19 protein-coding genes and 5 pseudogenes are annotated in these 21803 nt (G+C 36.1%); 2 read left to right on the top strand and 22 right to left on the bottom strand.

Translation table 11 applies throughout. The features are described from left to right. Window positions 1-486: 486 nt before the first annotated feature. Together ONG78_RS04050 and ONG78_RS04045 are read left to right on the top strand one after the other, a co-directional pair. A complete protein-coding gene (locus ONG78_RS04050) occupies window positions 487-2022 on the top strand; it encodes an ankyrin repeat domain-containing protein (RefSeq protein ID WP_264377725.1) in 1536 nt (511 codons plus the stop codon). 78 nt (window positions 2023-2100) lie between these two features. Further along, a complete protein-coding gene (locus ONG78_RS04045; RefSeq protein WP_264377724.1) occupies window positions 2101-4521 on the top strand; it encodes an ankyrin repeat domain-containing protein in 2421 nt (806 codons plus the stop codon). 162 nt (window positions 4522-4683) lie between these two features. Here ONG78_RS04045 and ONG78_RS04040 read toward each other — a convergent pair whose 3' ends face one another. The 22 genes and pseudogenes from ONG78_RS04040 to ONG78_RS03935 all read right to left on the bottom strand — a co-directional run bounded on the left by ONG78_RS04040 (window position 4684) and on the right by ONG78_RS03935 (window position 21787). Then, window positions 4684-4809 carry a hypothetical protein gene (locus tag ONG78_RS04040; RefSeq protein WP_264375407.1) on the bottom strand — a complete coding sequence of 42 codons (126 nt, stop codon included), beginning with the start codon at window positions 4807-4809 and terminating at the stop codon, window positions 4684-4686. 133 nt (window positions 4810-4942) lie between these two features. Then, window positions 4943-5959, bottom strand: a pseudogene (locus tag ONG78_RS04035) (recombinase family protein); the annotation flags it as partial. A 76-nt stretch (window positions 5960-6035) separates the two neighbouring features. Beyond that, entirely contained in the window at window positions 6036-7280 is a 1245-nt protein-coding gene (gene ltrA / locus ONG78_RS04030; RefSeq protein ID WP_264377174.1) for a group II intron reverse transcriptase/maturase, read from the bottom strand. A gap of 545 nt (window positions 7281-7825) precedes the next feature. Beyond that, window positions 7826-8305: pseudogene (locus tag ONG78_RS04025) on the bottom strand (recombinase family protein); the annotation flags it as partial. A gap of 2 nt (window positions 8306-8307) precedes the next feature. Then, window positions 8308-8739, bottom strand: a complete 432-nt coding sequence (locus tag ONG78_RS04020) for a DUF2924 domain-containing protein (RefSeq protein WP_264377723.1) — start codon at window positions 8737-8739, stop codon at window positions 8308-8310. A 4-nt stretch (window positions 8740-8743) separates the two neighbouring features. After that, window positions 8744-9214 (bottom strand): annotated as a pseudogene (locus tag ONG78_RS04015) (ankyrin repeat domain-containing protein). Between the two features lie 38 nt (window positions 9215-9252). Beyond that, on the bottom strand, window positions 9253-9948 hold the full coding sequence (locus ONG78_RS04010; protein WP_264377722.1) for an ankyrin repeat domain-containing protein: 696 nt from the start codon (window positions 9946-9948) through the stop codon (window positions 9253-9255). 168 nt (window positions 9949-10116) lie between these two features. Continuing rightward, window positions 10117-11277 (bottom strand): phage tail protein, encoded by a 1161-nt coding sequence (locus ONG78_RS04005; protein ID WP_264377721.1) that lies wholly within the window; start codon window positions 11275-11277, stop codon window positions 10117-10119. Next, the gene (locus ONG78_RS04000; protein ID WP_264377720.1) at window positions 11277-12068 is read right to left on the bottom strand and encodes a baseplate assembly protein; all 792 of its coding nucleotides are present in this window, start codon (window positions 12066-12068) and stop codon (window positions 11277-11279) included. The genes ONG78_RS04005 and ONG78_RS04000 overlap by 1 nt, the downstream gene beginning before the upstream one ends. A gap of 2 nt (window positions 12069-12070) precedes the next feature. Further along, window positions 12071-12406 carry a GPW/gp25 family protein gene (locus ONG78_RS03995; RefSeq protein ID WP_264377719.1) on the bottom strand — a complete coding sequence of 112 codons (336 nt, stop codon included), beginning with the start codon at window positions 12404-12406 and terminating at the stop codon, window positions 12071-12073. Next, window positions 12403-12657, bottom strand: a complete 255-nt coding sequence (locus ONG78_RS03990; RefSeq protein ID WP_264377718.1) for a PAAR domain-containing protein — start codon at window positions 12655-12657, stop codon at window positions 12403-12405. Before ONG78_RS03990 ends, ONG78_RS03995 begins: the two co-directional genes overlap by 4 nt. 3 nt (window positions 12658-12660) lie before the next feature. Next, on the bottom strand, window positions 12661-13125 hold the full coding sequence (locus ONG78_RS03985) for a phage baseplate assembly protein V (protein ID WP_264377717.1): 465 nt from the start codon (window positions 13123-13125) through the stop codon (window positions 12661-12663). Next, window positions 13112-13585, bottom strand: coding sequence for a hypothetical protein (locus ONG78_RS03980; protein WP_264377716.1), 474 nt, complete (start codon window positions 13583-13585; stop codon window positions 13112-13114). The genes ONG78_RS03985 and ONG78_RS03980 overlap by 14 nt, the downstream gene beginning before the upstream one ends. Beyond that, complete coding sequence (locus tag ONG78_RS03975) at window positions 13582-14079, bottom strand: phage tail protein (protein WP_264378066.1); 498 nt, start codon at window positions 14077-14079, stop codon at window positions 13582-13584. Before ONG78_RS03975 ends, ONG78_RS03980 begins: the two co-directional genes overlap by 4 nt. A 118-nt stretch (window positions 14080-14197) precedes the next feature. After that, complete coding sequence (gene ltrA / locus ONG78_RS03970; protein WP_264377715.1) at window positions 14198-15511, bottom strand: group II intron reverse transcriptase/maturase; 1314 nt, start codon at window positions 15509-15511, stop codon at window positions 14198-14200. A gap of 498 nt (window positions 15512-16009) precedes the next feature. Further along, on the bottom strand, window positions 16010-16315 hold the full coding sequence (locus tag ONG78_RS03965; RefSeq protein ID WP_141457114.1) for a head-tail joining protein: 306 nt from the start codon (window positions 16313-16315) through the stop codon (window positions 16010-16012). A 124-nt stretch (window positions 16316-16439) separates the two neighbouring features. Beyond that, a pseudogene (locus ONG78_RS03960) lies at window positions 16440-16781 on the bottom strand (major capsid protein); the annotation flags it as partial. Window positions 16782-17003: 222 nt separating this feature from the next. Continuing rightward, the gene (locus ONG78_RS03955) at window positions 17004-17948 is read right to left on the bottom strand and encodes an IS110 family RNA-guided transposase (protein WP_264377456.1); all 945 of its coding nucleotides are present in this window, start codon (window positions 17946-17948) and stop codon (window positions 17004-17006) included. Window positions 17949-18171: 223 nt separating this feature from the next. Next, a pseudogene (locus ONG78_RS03950) lies at window positions 18172-18834 on the bottom strand (major capsid protein); the annotation flags it as partial. Window positions 18835-18838: 4 nt separating this feature from the next. Further along, window positions 18839-19210, bottom strand: a complete 372-nt coding sequence (locus ONG78_RS03945) for a head decoration protein (RefSeq protein ID WP_141457362.1) — start codon at window positions 19208-19210, stop codon at window positions 18839-18841. A gap of 142 nt (window positions 19211-19352) precedes the next feature. After that, window positions 19353-20384 carry a S49 family peptidase gene (locus tag ONG78_RS03940; RefSeq protein ID WP_141457110.1) on the bottom strand — a complete coding sequence of 344 codons (1032 nt, stop codon included), beginning with the start codon at window positions 20382-20384 and terminating at the stop codon, window positions 19353-19355. Further along, window positions 20384-21787, bottom strand: coding sequence for a phage portal protein (locus tag ONG78_RS03935; protein WP_264377714.1), 1404 nt, complete (start codon window positions 21785-21787; stop codon window positions 20384-20386). The genes ONG78_RS03940 and ONG78_RS03935 overlap by 1 nt, the downstream gene beginning before the upstream one ends. Window positions 21788-21803 lie beyond the last annotated feature (16 nt).

Here is a 21803-nt window from a genome sequence, read left to right as displayed (position 1 = left end):
CTTTCTATTTTTAAGTACTAATTCAACTTTATATATTACTCAAAACTGAAACAATACAGCCATTTCCGATAACTAAAATCAGCAAGCGTGAGAGCTTTTTGTTTTGGGATCCATTGGTCTACCATGTGTACCATACGAACTTTTTAATATAGTGATTTCATTATACGCTAAAACTAGCCACATTAGCACATTTCATCCATATCTACATACGAACTGTTTTGCCTAAGATTATGGAAATAATTTAAATTTTCTATTTTTATAACCCTATTTTACGTGGCTTGTTCTCGCAAATGTATGACCTTTTTTGAAGGAGTAAATAATTGAAATCCTTATGACACTAAGTTGAGTGTTTTTCTATCCAATTTGAAATAAAAGATATTTTTCTACACCTATATACAACAAATTTGCTGTTCTAAAAAATAAACTCTTGCTAATTATATCAAGTGTATAATAATCAAAACATGGATTTTTAGAGTGAGGTAAATTATGTATCCTAATGTATACGAAAGTAATGGTAATACTGAGTTACATTGTGCTGCTAAAGATGACAACTTAGAAGCAGTTCAAGCTTTACTAAACAAAGGTGCTGATGTTGAGGTACAAAACGACAATGGCGATACTGCTTTACATATAGCTGCTCAAGAAGGCCACTTAGAAGTAGTTCAATTTCTGTTAGAAAAAGGGGCTAGTGTTGGAGAACAAAATAGCGAAGGCTGCACTGCTCTTCATTGTGCTACTGAAAATGGTTGCTTAGCAGTAGTTAAGTACTTTATAAATGAAAAAAGAATCAATATTAACCAAAAGAACGATGATAATGACACTCCTTTACATATAGCTGCTGAAGATGGCCACTTAGAAGTAGTTCAATTTCTGTTAGAAAAAGGGGCTAGTGTTGAGGAACCAGGCAGCGAAGGATGTACTGCTTTGCATTATGCTGCTAGAGGAGGTCACTTAGGAATAGTTCAAGCTCTATTAGATAAAGATGCTGATATTGATGCACAAAACAACAATGGCGATACTGCTTTGCATCTTGCTGCTGAAAACGGTTGCTTAGCAATAGTTAAATACTTTGTAGACGAAAAAGGAATTAATATTAACCAAGAGAACGATGATAATGAAACTCCTTTGCATATTGCTGCTAGCGAGGGACGCTTAGAAGTAGTTAAATTTCTGTTGGAAAAAGGAGCCGTTTTTGAGGCAAAAGAAAATGATGACTTAACTGCTTTGCATTATGCTGCTACAAATAGTCACTTAGAAGTAGTTCAAGCTCTATTAGATAAAATGGATAATGCTGACATACTAAAGAAGAGTTTCAAATATGTCTTGCATATTGCTGCTCGAGAGGGTTACTTAAAAATAGTACAAGCTCTACTAGACAAAGGTGCTGATATTGATGCACAAAACAAGGATGGCGATACTGCTTTGAATGAAGCTGCTGGACGTGGTCATTTGCAAGTAGTTCAATGTCTGTTAGAAAAGGGTGCTAGTTTTGAAACACGAAACAACGAAGGCTGTACTGCTTTGCATATTGCTGCTGAAACTGGTCACTTAGAAGTAGTTCAAGCTCTGTTAGACAAAGGGGCTAACGTTGAAGCAAAAAGCAAAAATGGCAGTACTGCGTTGCATGAAGCTGCTAGAATGGGTCGCTCAGACATAGTTCAATATCTTGTAGAGGAAAAAAAGGCTACTATTGATGTAAAGGACGTTGATTGTAATACTCCCCTGGATTTAGCTGATAGAAGCGGCCACAAAAATATTGTTGAGTATCTTAATTTTCAAAAAAAGAAGCATTCTGAAACTTCAAGAGCAATAAAGACCGGTTTCTCTGTAGGTGTAATAGCCACGTTGACAGTAACCATTGGATGTATTGTTACTCATATAAGTTTATCAATATTAGTTATTGCTGCATTGATAGTTGGAGCCATTGCTAGTGGCATTACATATGCAATATTAAAGCCTAGTACTAAGCTAAATGAATATGAAATAGGGAGACAAAATTTACCAGAACCAGTTACACCTTAAGAGTAAGTGTTACATAGCTCTTGTTTTTTATGTCAAGTATATAATAATAAAATATGGAGTTTTAAAATGAGGAGAGTTATGAGTTTTGATAAGTTGGAAGAAATACTAGCTTCTATTGATACTGACGTTGGTTTAAGTGAGAGTAATGTGTTCAGAAAAGTAGAAGAGAAGCTAAAACAAATAGATACATCTGGCCTATTACAGCTTGCTGTTTTGAAAAATAATAAACGAATGGTAGAGACTCTTATACAAAAAGAGGCTGATGTTAATGGAATGGATATATACGATCGTGATCCATTATATTATGCTATCTTGCATAGAAATACACGAATGGTAGAGGTCCTGATAAAGAATGGGGCAAGTGTTAGGAAGAAATATAATGATGGAAGTACTCCTTTGCATTATGCTATATTGGGTAACAAAACAAAAATAGTAGAGCACCTAATAAATAATGGGGCTGATGTTAATGCAGTAGATGAAAAAGGTAGGACTCCATTATACTTGGCTGGCCGAAATACAAAAATGATCTCGATTCTTATGAAGAATGGAGCATGTTCCTTACTGGAAAATAGAAATGTTGAATTTTTGAAGTATTTAATTGCACTCATTAAAGATGGTGATATAGATAATTTGGAGAAGAGAGAAGCGAAACAGAAAGAAGAGCAAGTAGATGATGAATATGAATCACTTAAATACTCATTGCTGCTTAGTGATAACAGCTCTTTGATCTCTATTATAAAAAGGGAAGAATTCAATAATTTAATATCTGAGTGGTCTTCAGGTGCACCTGACTTATTAAAAGAGGGCCAAAAAAATTTGAATAAGGCGTTGTTAAGTCTCCTAAAAGACTTTCCATTTTGTAACATTACAAGGTTTGAGAATTTTTTACAAGACAACAAAAGTAATGATGATCTAAAGATTGTTCTCAATCTTCAAAGAGGAAAGTCCAAGTTGACAATACTGCATGTAATACAAAGTATGGAGCGTTTGGCAGTAGAAAAAGATATGGCCTGGGCAGTTGGAGCATTTATAACTTTACTTTTAAAGGCTGGAGCTGATCCTAACATAGTTGACAGTGAAGGACAAACACCTTTGCACTATGCTGCTTATTATAATACTTTAAATATACCTTTACTTCTGAACAAAGGAGCACGTAATCAACCTGATAAACAAGGAAAAACTCCTCTAGATATTGTAATTATTAACAAAAAACCTTTTGAAGTGAATATTTTAGAACAAATCTTTTTAACTCAGGAGCAAATGAGAGCAAAAAGCCATTTAGAAGATATTTGCGGTCATAGCCTTGACACTAATCAACTAAGAGAGTTTTTAAATCAGCACAGAGGAAATGAAGGTCTTAAAGAGATTTTAAATCTTCGTGATTGCAAAGGAAAGTCTCGTATTTTTCAAAAGATTAGAGATGCTTGTTATGGTGATAAAATTCGTTTTAAAGAAGCAGAAAGGTTACTGTTAGAAGCAGGAGCAATTGATTACAAAGGATGGAAGGACAAAGAACATTTACCTAAAGCTTCCACTTTATGGGACATTTTAATATTAAACCAACGGGAGGAATTGAAAACTTTTTTAGATATGGCCAATGCAGCCGAAAACATGAACGAGTTAGAGCAAGTTGTAAAAAGAGCTATAGAAGCAGGAGTAATGCTGAACTTTGCTGTGTCAGGAAGTTTATATGACAAGAAATATGAGAGTAAATATGGCTTTGCAGATTGTATAATAAGAAAAATTAGTGAATTAAAAAAGAACTCTAGAATTGCAAGTGATGTAGAGGTTGCTAGTCGTATAGTATGTAACTTAGTATCAAAAGGAGTAGTACTACATACTATAAGCAGCATCCTTGTCATTGATGAACTAGAAGAGTTTAAAAGCCACAAAGCTAATATGGTAAAAGCCTATGAAAGTTATGCAAAGCGTAGTTTGAAATTTATGGAAATTGTTAAAAATGCAACTACTGGCAAGGTGAAAAATGTAAAAGTGGATAACTCTATTCTCTATTTGGAATATTCAGAAAATAGTGTAGTTGAGGTTGCGAAAATCATAAATGAAGCAAATTTAACTCATGGAAGTATAGAATCTAGAAGAGATGTAATAGCAATCGGTGAAAGTGAGGTAGAAATTATAACGGAAGATGGGATAAGAAATTATACTAACCTTACGGGCAATATAGTACTGACTTTCTATACTAGTTTGGGAAAGATAGACGTTAAACTGTATCCTGACGTACAAGATAAAAGCAAAATTATAGTAGAAGCGAGTAATAAAGAGGAAGTATTGGAAAAATTCAAAGGTTATGAAGAAGAATTAGGTGAGAGTTGCTTACTTGGTGGAGATAGGGTCTACGATGCTATTGAGCAAGGATATTTTGAAAGATCTGGTGGATATTTAATACGTCCTGAAGTAATAAGCGAGTCTAACAACAAATGGACAGAACGTGAAGAGTTAAGAAGGACTTCTGATCCTAGGAGAGAAGTTTCTAGGTAGATTGATTTGCTAAAAAAGTTGAAGATTATTATTTAAATATAAACTACTATAATTTATAGGTTAAGGAGTTCGTACCAATGTCTTCTAAGAATACTCTTTTATGTTGTTTTTAAGCTGGCTACAAAATGAGGATATGGAACATACAATTGGCTGGGCTGCCTTTTACACTCCAGGTCTACTATTAAAATATGCAGCTAAAATTGGATCATTTTCTACCATTATTGCATCTAACATACTAAGATCTTCATTATTTATATTGATATTTTCACATAATTGATTCTGTAACATTGACTTACTTTTCTATATCAATTTCAGCATCTTTTGTGTGGCTCTTTGTAGTAGCTCCTTTTGCAATAACCTTTTTTAATTTTCTGGCACATACTTTTTTCGATGTTTTTTCATATTGTTGTTTTTATAAACGTTACGATGCTGAGCCGTAAAACTTCTCTAATTGTTCACTCCACAGCATCGGTATTTCTCTCAAATCAACTAACTTCAAACCCCTTGGCTGTCTCCCATTTACTATGTCTTCCTTAATCTTCGGAGCTAAATAATTTAACCTTAAAATTTGCTGTATACGTCTTGTACCTATATTAATTTTGGCACTCAGCTCCTTCACACTTTCGTATTTTCCCTCTTCTAGTTGCCGTTTCCACAGATGGGCTCTTACCACTGCTTTCAGTAGTGCATTGTTTGTTTTGCCTTCTGGCTCAGTTACTGTGCATTTCTTTCCTTTCTTTTTTATTGGTATAAATTCCACCTTATCCTCTAAACTCACCTCTATTCCATCTTCTTTTATCATTACTCCTTTTATTAACTTTTTCACTACTTCTTTCTGCTTTCCAAAATTTAAATTTTCCCATTTTTCTTCGGTCTTTTCTCTCCAATTTTCATATATCTGCTCCGCTTTTCTCATCACTTCTTTTTCTACTTCTCCTGCTACTATTGTTCGATTTACTGATTCACAATTCTTTCCCCTTAAGTGATTGTTGCATACATAATATCGGTACCTTTTATTTTCTTTTTTTGAGTATGTCAGTGTCATATTTACACTACAGCTCTTACACTTAATTATTCCCCTAAGCAGCGCTTCCTCATATTTTGCTTTTCTATATGGCTGATTACTTATCAATTCCTGCGCTTTTTGCCATTTTTCTTCCTCTATTATTGCTTCATGCTTTCCCTCATACTGTTTGTCATAATGTCTTATCTTTCCCACATATATTGGATTTGTTATTATTCTTCTCACCGTTGCTTTTTTAAAGATATCCGTTTTTGCTTTTGTTCGGTATCCTTCCCTGTTTAACTCTCTTGCCAACTCTGCCATTGACTTCAGCTCCAAATATCTTTCAAATATATGCTGCACTGTTTTTGCTTCTTTTTCATTTATTATTAATTCCTTATCTTTTACATCATACCCAAGCGGTAAAGTTCCTGGAGAGTAGACCGGCGGAACTTCCCCAGCCAGTCTCTCGCAAAACTGTACGTAAATCTCTCGATTTATACAGCTTCCATTATTCAGCCTTTTGACCTAACCCTACTGTCCAGTGGTAGAAAGTCTTTGGATTCTCTTCTTTTATTTTTCCTAGAAGTTGCCTTGCTAGTCTTTTTCCAAGTTTCGGATATTTCTTTCTTGTCCACTTTTCTAGATGTTGCTCTACATTGTTAAGAGGTTTATACACCTCCGATTGGTAAAACCTGCCATAGTACTGATACCAGCCTCTGACTATTGGATTTACTTTCTTTGATATCTCCTCTAATGTTATGTGTGTTTTTCGTAGTATTTTCCATGACCTTATGGTTGTAGTAATCTTTTTCTTAACCTTATTGCTAATTGCTGGAAGAAATGCAACGAAATATTTCCCTATCTTGCTCTTTGCTTTTCTAGGTCTAAAAGTATATCCTAGGTAATCAAAGCTTTGTGTAGGAAACATATTCTTCCTGTTGCCATCCTTACAATACACAATTTGTGTTTTATCAGGATGTAACTTTAGCTTATATTTGGCTAATCTTTCTTCGATCATTACTCTCATAAATTCTGCCTGTTTTTGCGTCTTGCAGTGCACTATTGCATCATCTACATACCTCTCAAATGGTACTGTAGGGTAGTTCTGTTTCATCCATATATCAAATACGTGATGCATGAATATATTCGAAATGATTGGGCTAACTGAACCTCCTTGCGGAACTCCCTTTTCCCTAACTACCTTACTGCCATCTTCTAGCTGAATAGCGGCTTTCATCCACCTTTCAACATACAGTATGATCCATTTGCAGTTTGTATGCTTCTTGATAGCTTGCAATGCCAACTCGTGATCCAAATTGTCGAAAAACCCGGATATATCTAGATCTATCGTCCAATCATACCTCCAGCATCTTTTCCTTGCAGTATCTACCGCATCCAGTGCTGATTTATTTGGTCTATAACCATATGAATCTTCATGGAATTTTGGCTCTACTAGCAGCTCAAGATACATAGAAGCAGCCGTTTGCCCTATCCTGTCGAATACTGAAGGAACACCTAAAATTCTTTGTCCCCCTCCCGTATCTTTCGGTATTGCTACAGCTTTTACAGGCTCTGGAAAATAACTTCCTGATGACATCCGATTCCATAGTTTGTACAGATTATCCTTCAGGTTCTCTTCAAACTTTGTTATCGATACCTCATCCACACCAGCCGCACCTTTATTTTTCGATACTTGTTTATAAGCCCTCCAAATAAGTTGCTTTGGTATATCAAAAGACTTTGTTTTATTCATTAACTCCTCCCTTTCGGTTGATACATAATTAAAACTGAATAACTCAGCTCCTTCGCTCCCTTTCCATTACAGAAACTTCTTCACTACTACAAGCTGATCCGCCCCTGTTCTTCGCATCGGTACTCTCATCCTTGAAGTTTAGCTTCTTGGATTTCTCCCTTGTCATCGAAACGACAGGTTCCCGCAGTTCTACACAATAGCCTATAATAGTTTTCACGCCACCTATATGCCGGACGCCACCTACCCAGTAAGCAAGTTCCTTGTAGATCTATCCCAGGAGAGATGGGAGCTCCTGGTTTTGACGTCGTCTCAGCCCTTTCGACACTTCATCAGTGGTTCATTTTCATTCGCCTCTCTATTTCGTACATGACACGTATTTGTGCCTTTTCCATAACGCTCACTACCTTGACTCTTTATCAAAGCAGCTTATGGTTGTTTAAAGCCTGCTCTTGCAAGCCGACTTTGAGGGACCTTCCCTCATCTATTGTGCAGCTTAAGCACTTAGTTTGCTCATTTCTGATCATTCTTTGTGTCTCTACGGCACACCCCATCCATAAACCTTGTTCTTTTGATGTTGCTATTTTATTTTTTACTCTCTCTACTATCATCTCTCTTTCTAGTTGTGCTGCTCCTGATAATACTGTCTGTACGAATTTTCCCATTGGCGTATTATTGTCAAATATCTGTGTTACTGCTACAAAATTTACTCGGTGCCTTCTAAAAAATGACGTTACTTCTATGCTGTCTTTTGTTTCTCTTGATAACCTATCTAGTGTATATACTACTACACAGTCTATCTCTCCTCCTCTGACATCTTCAAATAATTCCTTTATCGCTGGTCTTTCTAAATTTTTTCCTGAATATCCTCCATCATCGTACTTTTTTGCCAATGCTACCCAGCCTTCTTTGCTCTTTATATACTTTTCACATGCTACTCGTTGCGCATCAAGACTGTTAAACTTTTGTTCTAGTCCATCCTCATTTGACTTTCTCGTATATATTGCACATCTTACTTCTTTTAGCATTTTCAACTTCCATTTTTTTCACGCATTCCAAATAATAAAGGGCCGTTGTAACTCATTCCCATTATTTTTCCGGCTACTGCTGACAATGACGTAAAAAATTCTTCTCTGTAGATTAAACCCTTATCTGTTACTATTACCGCATGCGTCTCTTCCCCTCTCTCTAATATTAGCTCTGTTCCTGCTACTGGCAATTTATCGCTACTTATTCTTTTTCCCTTCTCTAGCCGATCTGCCAGATACTCTAGTCTTTTTAATCCTTTTCTTGACATTTCTCCATACGCTTTTTCCTGCATTCTATAAGCTAATCTTGGTATCAGATATTTCTTTGAGTATCTAGGCGCTTCTTCCCCAAATACCTTCTTCCACGTTTTTCTCAGCTCACCCAAAGGTTTTCTCTCTAAATTCATTACTTTCTTTTCTGTTTCTCTTTCCATATTTTCAGCCTCTCATAGAAGGTTCTATTTGTTCAAATAACTTTTCAATTCTGTCCGTTTCTTTCTTCAATATCTCGGTTATCTCTTTGCTATTTTTCGCATAATCCATTGCTGTCATTCCAAATTTATCTGCTTACTCTATTTCAGCCCCTGCTTTTACTAGCTCCTCCACTATTTCCACTTTCCCCACCATACATGCAAGGTGCAATGGAGTGCATTTATTTCCATATTCTTCCGCATTTACATTCCCTCCTGATTTTATCAATTCTCTCACGGTTTCTAGACGTTTCTCCGTTACCGCTAGATGCAGTGCTGTATATCCTTCCGCATCTGCTACATTCACATTCGCTCCTTTTTCAACTAATAACTTCACTGTTTTTGCGTCTACCGCGTAATGCAGAGCTATTCTGTCTCTTGCATAAATATTTTTAAATGAGTTCTCTAATAGTGACTCCTCTTTTCCTTTTTTACTCATGACCTACCTCACCTTTTCTCTGAATTTAAACCCCTTCTTTAAGCCCTCCTTTTCACCACCTCATCTATCATTTCACTTACTTGGCTCATTATTTTGCTTGCTAAATTTTCACATTCTTCCTTTATTAGTGATTTATCTTTCTTCCTTATTTCTCCTATCTCTATTATTTTTAGCTCCGGCATGTAGCTTCCATTCAACATGTCTGCTATTTCTCCCACTAGCCCCTCTATTCCATAGCACGTCAGTTCTCTACTTTTTGTTATTCCTCCTTTTTCTCTCAAAAATTTACTCGCCTTTTCACTCTCTTTGCTATCACATAGACGATACTTTTCACTTTCCCAGATGTAATACATTGGCGTTGCGCCGTACTTATTCAGTTGATTAACTTCAGCTCCTGCTTTTACTAGCTCTTTTATTATTTCAACTCCTGCTCCTTTGCACGCAGAGTGGAGTGGCGTACATCCAGTGACATATTGAGTGGCATTTACTTCTGCTCCTTCTCTTAGCAGCACTTTTACATTTTCTAAACTTTTTGCGAATACTGCACAGTGCAGAGGTGTATAACCATTTTTATCTCTTGCATTAACCTCTGCCCCTTTTTTTATTAATAACCTCACTGTTGTGTAATCGGAGATTTCTACTGCTTGGTGCAATATCGTCTCTCCTTCTTCATTTCTTTTATTAATATCGTTACTTGATACTTCTTTAAAAAACTTACTCTTGCTAAAACTCATTTCATACCTCACAAAATTAGCTTTTCTAGCGTCAGATAAATTTCTTATATTTACCTGCTGCTATTCAAGTCATGTCCATTTTAGCATGAGAAAGCAAGTCTTTTTCTTTTTATTTCATACACTTTTACCTATTATTAATATAATATATGAGGATCTCAATATAAATACTTAACTTATTAGAGATATTACTTGACTATTTTTCCAACTTCTGTGCAAATGTCGATGTTCGTGCCACTTCAGTATTCCCGGGTAAAATACTAAAATGTGCTTTTCTAATTCGTGTATCGAATCTTCTTTTCCTGAACTTCTATCATTTTCGCAACTAACGTGATATTCCGTTAAATTAGCTTTCGCAACCTTTTGATCAGTAAGATTCTTTGCTTCATATTCATAGCTGATATTAAATCTTTCCAAAATTGGTTTGTATTCCAAGTTCCATAGCTGATCAGAAAGTTTATCATTACCAAGGAAAAGTGTGCCTCCTATCTCTTCTTGATAACAAAGAGGAAAACAGCTATTTATTTCTCCTAATTTCCAGCTATCTGACAGTACAATCTGTGCTTTGACAAACTTAATTGCTGGTAATAAACTTTGTGGTAATGGATATAGTGCTTTTAAGTTGTACCACAAATGATTTCTTTCATAAATACCGTTATAATTCTTTGTGTGAGGCTCGGTTTCTCCAAGTATTGCTACATCTAGGCGATATATATCATTGCTTAAAGCTCGTTCATAATGATCGCGTAGATAGTTTTCTATAATCCTAATAACTGGACCACTAGACCTGAAAAAATTTACTCTTCCAAATGATAACACTGGTCCATCTTTTTCTATTTTTACCCCTGAATAATCAGAAAGAAGATCTCCAAATAAACTCTCATCCAATATAAATCTCTGCACATTATAATAATCGTTAAAAATCCTCATTAATCTGGATCTTACAGGCAGTGATAGTTTTGCCAGCTCTACTACTGCATCTACGAAGAAGTCATTTGGTACCTCTTTTATCCCTACTTGCAACTCAAAAAAGTGTTTACCGGGTGGCTCTTCAATAATTGTAATATCTTCTATATTTGCCCACTTTAGTGCTATTTTTAGTGATGCTGGAGTTCCTCTCAGTCTTTGAAATTTTACTCCTTCTACTACGGCTTTTCTTTTATCCTTTACCCAACGCAGTATCTCTTCTAAACCATATTCTTCTATTATCCACGGCAATGTTTCTTCTTTAAGACTAAACTTAAATCCTCTGATACAGTTTGGATCTACTTTATAATCTATCGCATCTACTAGCGCTCTTTCCTGCCTTGTTGCATTTGGTGGCAGTAACATTAATTCAACTCAATCTTTAAATTTCTCAAATTTGCACATTCATTTCCCAGAACCACAACATCCTCTTTTGGCTCGATTAATTCTACGTTTTCTACACCATCTACAAATAAATTCGCTATTATCCATGATCTTGTAACATTCCATCCCAGCCTTCTACTTGCTTCAAACTTCTTGATGAACTGTTCCTTAATTTCCTCCTTTGATATTACAGAACTTATGCTCATTCTGCTGTCAATATCTATTTCCGTAATATTGCAACCAATTACTGTTACTGTATCTGTTAAAACCCTTATATCATCTCTAGTAACTTGCTTTCTTACAATTTCAAGTAGCTCTTCTAATGCTATGCCAGTTTGTGTTGATAAAATTGAAATTTGTACTTTTCCTGGTATAGGTGATTCTACTAATGCATCTTTTACTCTACTATCTGCTGACAGTGCATAATACCTATAATGTTCCTTGCTCCCACATGTGCTCCAGCCTTTTACTTTTGCTTTTACCCTCTTTCTAAATCGTTCGTCATCTTCTTCTTTTTCTCTCTCTACTCCATAAAATTCAGCCAAATTATCAAGATCTTCTCCTGTCGCAAATTTAAGTAAATTACCCTTTACAGCTTCGTTTATCCTTTGTCTGAGTAAAAGTTCTCGCCATGCTGCTACCTCCAGAATCTTTATTGCTGGATCGGATTCTACTAACGCTGAAAAGGTTTCATCTCTACACACTAATTCCTCCTTCATTCTGGAAAAGATTTCCTCATAGCTTAGTTTTTCAATAATATTAGATGTCTGCATTTCTAAACAACTACTCCACTAATACCTATGAATTTGCCTTCTGAAAGATACATACCTTCAAGTACAAGAGTCATTTTTCCTTCTTTAGCTTCAGCAATCTTTACTTTTTCTAACTTAAATCTCTTCTCAAATTTCCCCAGTGCTTCTGCTGTTGCTGCATAGATTTCCATAGTTAAATCTCTATTTATTGGCTTATCTACTAATTCAAATAATCGAGAACCATACTCTCTTCTCATAATACGTGATCCAATAGGAGTGGTTAAAATATCAGTAATTGATTGTTTTAAATGTTCTATTCCTTCCAATTCCTTTCCCGTGCTAGCATTCATGCCTCTCATTCTGCAAATACATTTTTGCTAACACCTATCACTTTAAAACTACACGATACCAAGTCTCCTGTTCTTGTTACTCCCATACCGTTCACAAATACGCTGTTTGACCCTTGCGTTAGTGTCTCCCCTATAGTCAAGATATCATCCCTACGACACACAGATCTACTATTTACAAATACGTCTTCACTTCCACTCATACAAACATGAACCGGTATTCCTGTACAATTATCCCCTACACAAACGATTGCTTTACCCATATGCTAGTTTAGATCTATTCTCCTTCCCTTAAGTTTTATTCTTTCTTTTGTCATTTCTATACTCGATTCTCCAGCTTTCAGTGTTATTTTATCTACTACTTCAATCTCTAAATGATGTTTATCTTTATCGTATGATAACTTTGTTCCATCTTGAAATGTTAAGCTACTCACCTCTTTTTTATTCTCTGATGCAGGGTATTTTTCCTGGTATATCCCTCCTAACACCACTCCTAACGATAATTCGCCAAGAGGAGAAAATATCATAACCTGTTCACCGATATCTGGTGGAGACCAATCTCTATCTTTTCCTGCTTTACTTGTTATCCACGGTAAATAATCTGTTAAAAATTCGCCTATTTTCACTCTTACTTTTGCTTTTTCATAATCTATTTCTTTTACAATTCCTATACGAATAACGTTTGCTAGCTTCCTATTCAGCTCTGAAATTGCAAAACTATGGTCTAACATGCACTTCACCTATCTCAATAACATGTGGCATTATGCCAGTTGACCATACTGATTTACCCGAGTGTACCTCATGAACCCATTCAACTAGCCACACAAGATAAGCATCTAGCTCTGGCCTAAATCCGTCAACTTCCGCAGAGATAAATTCAGCAGGTGAAACATTTTCCACATTCCAAGTATTTTTATTTACTACTCTTGCTACTTCTGCTGCTAATGACCTTACAACTAACGAGGAATACTCGACTGTTCCATCAACTACAATCCTTGCCTCAAATCTTACTTTTAGTGCTAACTCTTCTGTTCCAGGATCATGTCCCTTTTCAAATCCGCTAAGCTCCACAAAAACCGCTGGTGCTACTAATTCTTTTCTTATTGCTGGATATACTTCGCATGTCTGTATCGATGATATTTCTCTCTTCAGCGTAGTGCAGATTGCATTATGCAAATCTTTAAAATTCATACATTTCTTGTAATATAGTTCAATTCACGTTCAAAGAACTTTCCAAACATCCTTTCAAACTCATAATTAACTAGCTCCTTTATTATTTTTGATGCTTCTGGCTCCAGTCCTAATTTTACCTCTTGTATTGGCAAAGCTTTTCTTCCTTCACGCCTAAAAACACCACTATTTCCTCTTGGCATTGTTGCAGTAAACGCTCCTATAAACTTATGTTTTCCTATTTTTGTACCTCTTTTTGTTTGTCTCATCTTGCCCATTGCTGATACTCTAATATCATACAAATTTGCTCTAATTAACACGTCTAATCTGCTAGTTTTTGCCTTAAAAATTCTTAATCTCTTTCTTATCAAACTTAATTTTATCTGCTTTTCCTCACTGATTTCCTTAGCTGCTTGCGCTTTTAACCATAGTGCCGTTTTGTTTAATGCCTTTACCGTTGCTAATTCTACTTTTCTTCTTTTAGCATTTACATTTTCTATTACCTCAACTTCTATATGAACAGGTCTGGTAGAGACTTATGACCTTGAAATCAGCGATTTGGTCTCATAACCATAGTCTCCCCAAAAGAACCGTGCTTGCGGATTTCCCGCACACGGCTCCACAATACAGCGTTCACACTAGTGCTCCTGTGTATAAAGAAACATATACCTTTGGTTTTGGTAATGGATTTACTTTTAAATAGTGTATAAATTGTTCCCAATCGATACTTTTCTTTTGACTACGTCGGTTTATCCACTTAAATGCTAACTTTGTTGCCAGTCGATTGAATTGAATCAAACACCGATAATTTCCGCTAACTCCGAAGTAGTTATAGTGTCCTGTTAGTTTGGCTTTAAGTTTCTGCCACCAATCTTTGAGACAGATACGACTTCGTACCATCTTCAACCACTCTTTGATTTCTTTAATCTTTCTAGCTAGGCTTATTTTTGAAGTTTTCTGCTTCATCATAAGTTTACCATTACGACTTTTTCCACAATAATGTGTAAATCCTAGAAAGTTGAAGCTAGCCGTCCTACGTTTCTCTCTTTCTGCTTGATACCATTCTTTCTTACCAAACTTTACTATTTTTGTTTTATTTTCAGCTATTTCCAATCCAAATTTACTTAGTCTTTGTTTCAGTAATTCTAGAAATTCTTTTGCGTCTTCTTCCCTCTCGCAGCCAACTACAAAATCGTCGCAAAACCTTATTAGCTGTATATATCCTCTGGCTTTTGGCTTAAATTTCTTTTCAAACCATAAGTCCAGCACATAGTGTAAGTATATATTAGCTAATACAGGGCTTACTATACCACCTTGTGGTGTGCCTTGATCGGTTGCTTTGTAACATCCAACTTCGACTATTCCTGCCTTTAGAAATCGTTTTATTAACCACAATAAATTTGGGTCAGCTATTCGTTCCCTTAGACAATTCATTAGCCATTTATGTTGAACATTATCAAAGAACTTCTTGATATCCACTTCTACAATATAGTTAATTGGTTTGTGCATAACTGCTTTATCTAGAGCGTTTATCGCCTGATGACAATTTCTTCCTGGTCGAAATCCATACGAGCTGTCCATAAAGTTTGCTTCATAAATATTTTCTAATATCTTCTTTAGCATTACCTGTACCAACTTTTCTTCTGTTGATGGTATTCCGAGACCGCGTTTTTCCTTGCTTCCAATTTTGGGTATGTATACCCTTTTCACTGGTTGCGGTCGGTATTGCTTTCTCTTCATACTATCCACTAGCGTTCTAAGTTTCTCTTCTAGATTTTCTCCATAAGCTTCCACTGTCACACGATCTATACCGCAAGCCTTGTTGCGTTTTAGTTCCTTGTAACACTCTGCAAGATTCTCTTCATTAATCAAATGAACTAGCGATGTAAATTTTACTCGCTTATCTTGCTTAGCCCTTACTGCTATCTGGTTTAGTTTTCCTTGCATACTCCTCCAATCTCTGTTGTATTGGTATAGCAATCCCTATACCAGTCACTATATTGCTAACCGCTTCCCCTTGTATGTGGCTTTCCCACACTCCGAGTACTATCAGTTAGTCCGACTTCCTTTGCATCTTCCTCCAGTCCTTGCCTTTATTGACTTGTTCCAGAGTACCCTTACAGGAATACAAAGGATCTCCCAAGTTCACGTAAGGTCCATCTCAACACATGACGCGGCCTTCGATCCCGATGGGGTGAGTAATATCTTTCCTTAGCGTTATTACCCATGTTGCCTTCCACCAAATGTAAAGTGTCGGCCCCCATGACGCGTGAATTACGGAACTCAATACCTTCACTTTCGTTGCACCCTATGTTGTCCATTCCATTAGCTTTACTACGCTCGTTACCTTACGCAGCATAATGGTTTGTTCCAGGTTGCTGGCTAAGCTTTACCCGTGTTGGATTTTCACCAACTGTTCCTTACGCACTTCTTGGCGCACACATTTTACACCCCAGACGCTTTTATTTTCCACGTTATTCCAGACTTGTCTCTAAGTGGCGGTGAGTGTACTTTATATCTTCGATCACCTATAACAAAAACATCTCCTACTATTGGCCTTAACACATCAAACGCACTTACTTCTAACGCTAAAGTTTCTTCCACAAATTGTCCTTCACCAATCTCGTATAATTTATCTGGCTGTTGCTTTAATACTTGTACCATATATGACTTATCCTTTGACTCATATAAAGCTATCTCCCCTAAATGGATAAGACAATCTTTCAATAACCTCTTTACATTTTCCTGCATACCATTTTCTATTCATTCAAATTCACTTCTAAAGGCTTCTAAAAATATATTGCATCCTTATATTTTTTTAGCATACTCAACACATATTAAAACCATAAGTAGAGTTTTCTACGTGAGGGCTCTACTATGTTGTTACTATTTTTACCAAAACGGACGGACGGTGGCACATTGGCAATGGATTCGACTGCGTATGTAAATCAGTTCCTCTATCAAATCTCCTTGGTTCTTGTTTTGCATATAGTGGCTGTCCAAGAGTATTTACTGTTTCATTAAAATCTGCTGGTGCAAAATATGTTGTAAATGTGCTTGCTGTTCCTAGTGGAAAACAGTGCCCTGTATCTTTCTCAATAAATCTTCTTACGGTTCCTTCAGGATCAGTTGCTTGCCCTCTATATTCCTCAAATGTAATTCCACAGAACGTAAATCCTGATCTCATATCATTTCGAAGTGCTGCTCCTTCTTGCCATCAACTATGTTTTTTAAAATTTTTTGAGTTTAGTCTCATTTGTTCATAATTTTGCATTTTTATTCAATTGAAAAATGTATTTTGGCAACAAAGATCCCAGTTTATACAGAAAGAAATTTATATCAAACAGCAACCACTGCTTAGATTTTATGGTTAACGAATATGTGCTTTAAATGTGTGTAGACGCACATATCCGTTAACCTATTTTCTATGCAGATTTTTTTATTTCATATTAATTGCTTCTTTAAGTCTTGCATTGGCAATTACTATGATTTTTCGCATTAGAGCTGTTATAGCTACCATCTTCTTTTTACCTCTACCAATAAGATTAGAGTAAAAAGCACCAAGTGCAGATTTAGATCTTGCAGCGGCCATAGCAGCTGTAAAAAGCTTTGCACGAACATTGCTTCTACCACCTGTTATCCTTCGGTAACCAATAGTTTTACCGCTTTCTTTTGGATGTGGAGCAACCCCAGCAAGACTTGCAACTTCTTTTTTGTTTAGGTAGCCAAGTTCTGGCATTAGACACACAAAAACTTGAGATAGCTTGAGACCTATTCCTGGCACTGTTCTCAGGATCTTTTGACGCTTTTGTAACTCTGGATTTTTATCAATAATTCTTTGTATGGCATCGTTGAACTCATTTATCTGATTGGTAAAAAAGTCTATTGTTTTTTGGCAACTTTCCTTTATATAGTCGTTTTCAGGTGCTGCAAGCCTACATTTCTCTTGAGTTCTCATTTGCGTAATGTCATCACGACGTTGACAGAGTGCAACTAAGGCAGTTTGTTCTTTTGACATAGGCACAAATAGAGATAGAGCACTATAGCGTTCAAAACCATATTGAGCAAGGGCTTTTGCATCTGATTGATCAGTTTTTGCTAAAGTTCCATGTGATATGATAAAACTTTTTACTTTACGAGTATTAGCTCGATGCACAGCAACATTCATATCAACAAGAGAACGTGCTAAACCAAGCTCATATTTTCCTGTATTTTCTAAAGTTACAAAAGAATTAGGTAGAATATTTGAAAATTCTTGAAACAATTGTTGCCAACCAGCATCATTATTATTGAACTTGATAGTGTTTTTTTGGTTGTACACTGCAGCAACATTTTTGAATTTTCCAATATCAATGCCAATAAAATTTTGATAAGATGCAATCATAATAACCTCGATAGTTTAATTAATTTAAGATTGTAAACGGGTGCACATATATGTCCCACACAACTATTCAAACGTATCGAGGGATAGGGCTAGTGTACCTTGATGGCTACGGTTGTAATACCAATTTTCATTCGGTCGCACACGCCCGTGATAGCCCTATTCCTATAGTGAGTAGGGTTATCTTTCCCTCTTATCTCTTTTATATCACATTTTTAACTTACAATCTTTCATATGCTTCTTTTACTTTTTGGTGAGAGGTTAATGCATCAAAAAATTCAGGACTTACCAGAGCATGTACTCTTTCCATATACTCGCCACTTAAATTATCTTCAATATGCCTTAGTACTTCCATGCACTTTCGCTTTACATCTGTCGTTGCTGTGCCAAGAGCAAAGTTTACTGTTTTTGCTGTAATTCCAAACTCTGTGTACAGGTTAAGTAATTCAGACCCATCTGCATCTAAAATTATTCCCTTTAAAGCTCCCATACGCAGATGTTCTAGCGTGATTGAATGTTTATTTCTCATTGTTTGCAAGTGATCAGTGATAACGTCAGCAAGCGCTACAAGTTCGTTTTCTGAGCCAAAAGCACGGATTCCTTGAACTTCTTCAGGTAAAACTACATCATCATGAGGAATATGTGGTATTGTAAACGTTCTTACTCTTCTTTTTCCTCTTTTTCCTACTGTTGCTGGTGCTCCTGGAACTTGCGTTGGCAATAAACTTAATACACCGTTTTGCTCTTCTATAGTAATATGACGAAACCTTACTGACTTGCCTGGAAATAACTTTAAACTTTCAGTTCTACCAAAATTACTCGGCAATATGTTAATAGCACCAGTTAAAGCTGTCATACTGAATGCTGTATTTGAAAATGGATTTTGCATTATGTTACGCTCCTTTACGAATAATAATACCACGTGTTTCTAGTTGTTTTATTGCTGCTGCTTTTTGCTCTTCAGTTATATTTGCTGGCCATACAACAGCGTTATCAGCAAGTAAAGCTATTCGTGTAATTATCACTGCTTTTGAGTTTTCTTTTGCATTTACATCACTTGCAATAACACCTATTGCTGTCTGTGTGCCATCTGTTCCAGCAGGATTAAGTACTCTAATAAAACCATCTTCCGTCTTTTTGGCAACTACTGCACCAAGCTTAAGATTTTGACCTTTAGCTACTGTTATTTGGTCTCTTGAATATAGGTTGGACACTTCATATTTCAGAAGATCGCCTAAATTATTTCCTTCAGTTATACTTATCATGTCTTTTTCTCTCCTTTTTTTATTTTTTTTACCACCGTGTTTATAACTGCTATACACTGCGGTTATTACCTTATAATTAGCCATTATGGCGCATTTTGGACACTTATTTACCGCAGAGCACTATATATGGCGGTTATAAAATTTAAATGCACCGACTTTTCGCTACCTGTGTCATCAAATCTTCCTGCGAATTCTGTGGTATTGCACTCAGTATCTCTGTCTTCTTCGTTCTCTCTGCAAGTAATTCCATTAAAACCTCCCTTGCTTGCTCAACACTTACGCCCTGCTCAATAAATTTTCCTATTTTCTCTGGCATTCGTGATAAGTTACATAAACGTATTAATTCAACAACTTCAGTACGATACTTAGTTAAATTATCAGTTTCTAGGTCAGTTGTAGTTTGTTTATTCATAGTATTTTCTCCTTTGTTAATAAATTCAAAAAATGTTGTAACTCCATCTGCAAGACCTATTTCTACTGCTTTCTCGCCAAAATATAGACCTGCTTCTGTTGATCGAATCTTTTCAATTGAAAGACCTCTGTTTCTTGCTATTAGCTGCACAAACATTTCATATAGTCGGTCTACTTCTTTTTGTAAGCTTTCCAGACTTTCAGACGTCATTGGCTCATGTGGATTTAAATCATTCTTTCGACTACCAGCAAAGATTGTGGTGTACTTAATACCTTGCTTTTCATCAAAACCGCTTTGGTCAATGTGACTTGCAATAACACCTATACTTCCAACACCAGAGGTTCTACACACAAAAACCTTTTCAGCGCTTGAAGCTATAGCATATGCAGCAGAGTACGCATCATCATTTGCTATCGCTATTATCCTCTTTTTTCCTCTTACACCGTAGATAAAATCAGCTAGATCAAACACTCCATTTACTTCTCCACCTGGACTATCTATGTCAAGTAGAATCGTCTCTATGCTTTTATCTTCTAAAGCGCTCTCTATCTCTTCATGAATATTTTCATACGAAGTCATATCTAAAATATGATCAAAAGCTTCTGTTTTTTTTGTCAACACTCCATAAATACGTATTACTGCTATTCCTTTTGGGTTTATATGAAAATGCTTTAAGTTCTTAAAGATAGGTTGTTTGCTATTATATAATGATAATAGTTCAAAGCTTCTTCTCTCTACCATTACTGGTTTATTTATCCACATCACCTTCCTTCCCTTTTATGATTAATGTCAGAATCGAAACAAAGTCCAAAAGAATCAGCTCGCTTTTGATCTTCGGCAATCTCTTGATCAATTTCTTCAACATCGTAACCCAATTCTGAAACAACTTCTGAGCGACTCTTGAAGCCATTTCTTACTGCCATTTGCTGTGCTTGTTGGTCTTTTAAAGGATCAACCCAATCAAACCCTTGTGGTACCCATTTTACTTCTTTCAGCGTTTGATCATCTGTTGTAGAAAGTTTTCCAGATAAAAGAGCAAGCTCTAGCCATCTATTCCATATAGGTCTGCAAAACTGATATACCATAATATTATGCTGCAACATTGAGCATCTTCTTCTGAACTCTATTAACCCTGCACGAATAGATGAATAATTAACACCTGTTAAATCTCCTGTTAGTTGCTCATATGTTATTCCTGTGCCTATTGCAATAGCTCTCAGTTGCTGTCTCATGAATGCTTCATAACTTCCTCCAACATCAGATGGCTCTGAAAACTTTATATCCTCACCTGGATCAAGTAGTTGCATAGTACCAGGTTCTAGGCCAGATAGTGCTACTCCTTGCTCATTACTTTCACCTTCTCCCATGATATTTGCTTCAGGATCGAGTCTCGTAATGAATCCCGCAAACATTGCAGCAGTCTTTTTTCGTACTAATTCTGCATCATCATATTGGTCAAGTTCGTAAAGTTTTAAAAGCACGTTAGAAAGCCATGGTTCCCCTCTAATTTGTCCAGGTCTTAATGGTCTATAAATATGTAAAACATCATTTGCTGGTACTCTCACTGATTCACCAAACAAACCTTCACCTGGGTGCTCTCTAAATAAGTAATATGCTTCTCTTTGACCAAGTCGGTTAAATTCAATGCCATTACGGATTATGTTACCATTTGCTAAAGTTTGATTTGTTTTATTATCTAAATGTTCAGACTCAAGTACTTGCAGTTGCAATGGTACAGAAAATCCATCTTCAGGCTTGCGATTTCTAAGTCTGACAAAACACTCTCCACCTTCTATCATACTTCTGCATACTAAAGCCTGTAATCCATAAAAATCACTTATTCCACAGCTATCTGCTTCGTCTGTCCAACGTAGCCATAATTCTTGTACTTTCTTTCGAAATTCTCCATCTTTTGATTGTGGTTTTATTCCTGTTCCAATAGAGTTACTTACTATCGTATCAATTATATTTGCAGCGTAAGGATTTTTTCTCACCATATCACGTGATCTACTACGTAAAGTTTCAAGGCTTTGAGACAGCAAATTGTTTATACTTCCTAACTCTGGTTGAAAGTGAAAAAATCTTCTTCCTGAGCCTGCTGCATCCCACGCTGAGCTTTTGATTTTTGGCTTACTAAATAGTTGTTTGAACGATTTTAATAGCATTTTGCCTCTTTGATTA

Origin of the sequence: Wolbachia endosymbiont (group B) of Philonthus cognatus, assembly GCF_947179345.1 — a bacterium.
GTDB lineage: Bacteria > Pseudomonadota > Alphaproteobacteria > Rickettsiales > Anaplasmataceae > Wolbachia.
The sequence above is the reverse complement of the archived record's forward strand: the minus strand, read 5'-3'. Positions and strand labels throughout refer to the sequence as shown.

Coding starts and splice junctions, on each gene's coding strand:
- ONG78_RS03955 (WP_264377456.1), bottom strand. CDS start 17,948: ATGATTGCATCTTATCAAAATTTTATTGGCATTGATATTGGAAAATTC.
- ONG78_RS04040 (WP_264375407.1), bottom strand. CDS start 4,809: ATGTTACAGAATCAATTATGTGAAAATATCAATATAAATAATGAAGAT.
- ltrA (WP_264377174.1), bottom strand. CDS start 7,280: ATGAATAAAACAAAGTCTTTTGATATACCAAAGCAACTTATTTGGAGG.
- ONG78_RS04010 (WP_264377722.1), bottom strand. CDS start 9,948: ATGAGTTTTAGCAAGAGTAAGTTTTTTAAAGAAGTATCAAGTAACGAT.
- ONG78_RS03990 (WP_264377718.1), bottom strand. CDS start 12,657: ATGGGTAAAGCAATCGTTTGTGTAGGGGATAATTGTACAGGAATACCG.
- ONG78_RS03940 (WP_141457110.1), bottom strand. CDS start 20,384: ATGTGGATAAATAAACCAGTAATGGTAGAGAGAAGAAGCTTTGAACTA.
- ONG78_RS03995 (WP_264377719.1), bottom strand. CDS start 12,406: ATGAGAGGCATGAATGCTAGCACGGGAAAGGAATTGGAAGGAATAGAA.
- ltrA (WP_264377715.1), bottom strand. CDS start 15,511: ATGCAAGGAAAACTAAACCAGATAGCAGTAAGGGCTAAGCAAGATAAG.
- ONG78_RS04005 (WP_264377721.1), bottom strand. CDS start 11,277: ATGTTACTGCCACCAAATGCAACAAGGCAGGAAAGAGCGCTAGTAGAT.
- ONG78_RS03935 (WP_264377714.1), bottom strand. CDS start 21,787: ATGCTATTAAAATCGTTCAAACAACTATTTAGTAAGCCAAAAATCAAA.
- ONG78_RS04050 (WP_264377725.1), top strand. CDS start 487: ATGTATCCTAATGTATACGAAAGTAATGGTAATACTGAGTTACATTGT.
- ONG78_RS04020 (WP_264377723.1), bottom strand. CDS start 8,739: ATGGAAAGAGAAACAGAAAAGAAAGTAATGAATTTAGAGAGAAAACCT.
- ONG78_RS04045 (WP_264377724.1), top strand. CDS start 2,101: ATGAGTTTTGATAAGTTGGAAGAAATACTAGCTTCTATTGATACTGAC.
- ONG78_RS03980 (WP_264377716.1), bottom strand. CDS start 13,585: ATGAATTTTAAAGATTTGCATAATGCAATCTGCACTACGCTGAAGAGA.
- ONG78_RS03945 (WP_141457362.1), bottom strand. CDS start 19,210: ATGATAAGTATAACTGAAGGAAATAATTTAGGCGATCTTCTGAAATAT.
- ONG78_RS04000 (WP_264377720.1), bottom strand. CDS start 12,068: ATGCAGACATCTAATATTATTGAAAAACTAAGCTATGAGGAAATCTTT.
- ONG78_RS03985 (WP_264377717.1), bottom strand. CDS start 13,125: ATGTTAGACCATAGTTTTGCAATTTCAGAGCTGAATAGGAAGCTAGCA.
- ONG78_RS03965 (WP_141457114.1), bottom strand. CDS start 16,315: ATGCAGGAAAATGTAAAGAGGTTATTGAAAGATTGTCTTATCCATTTA.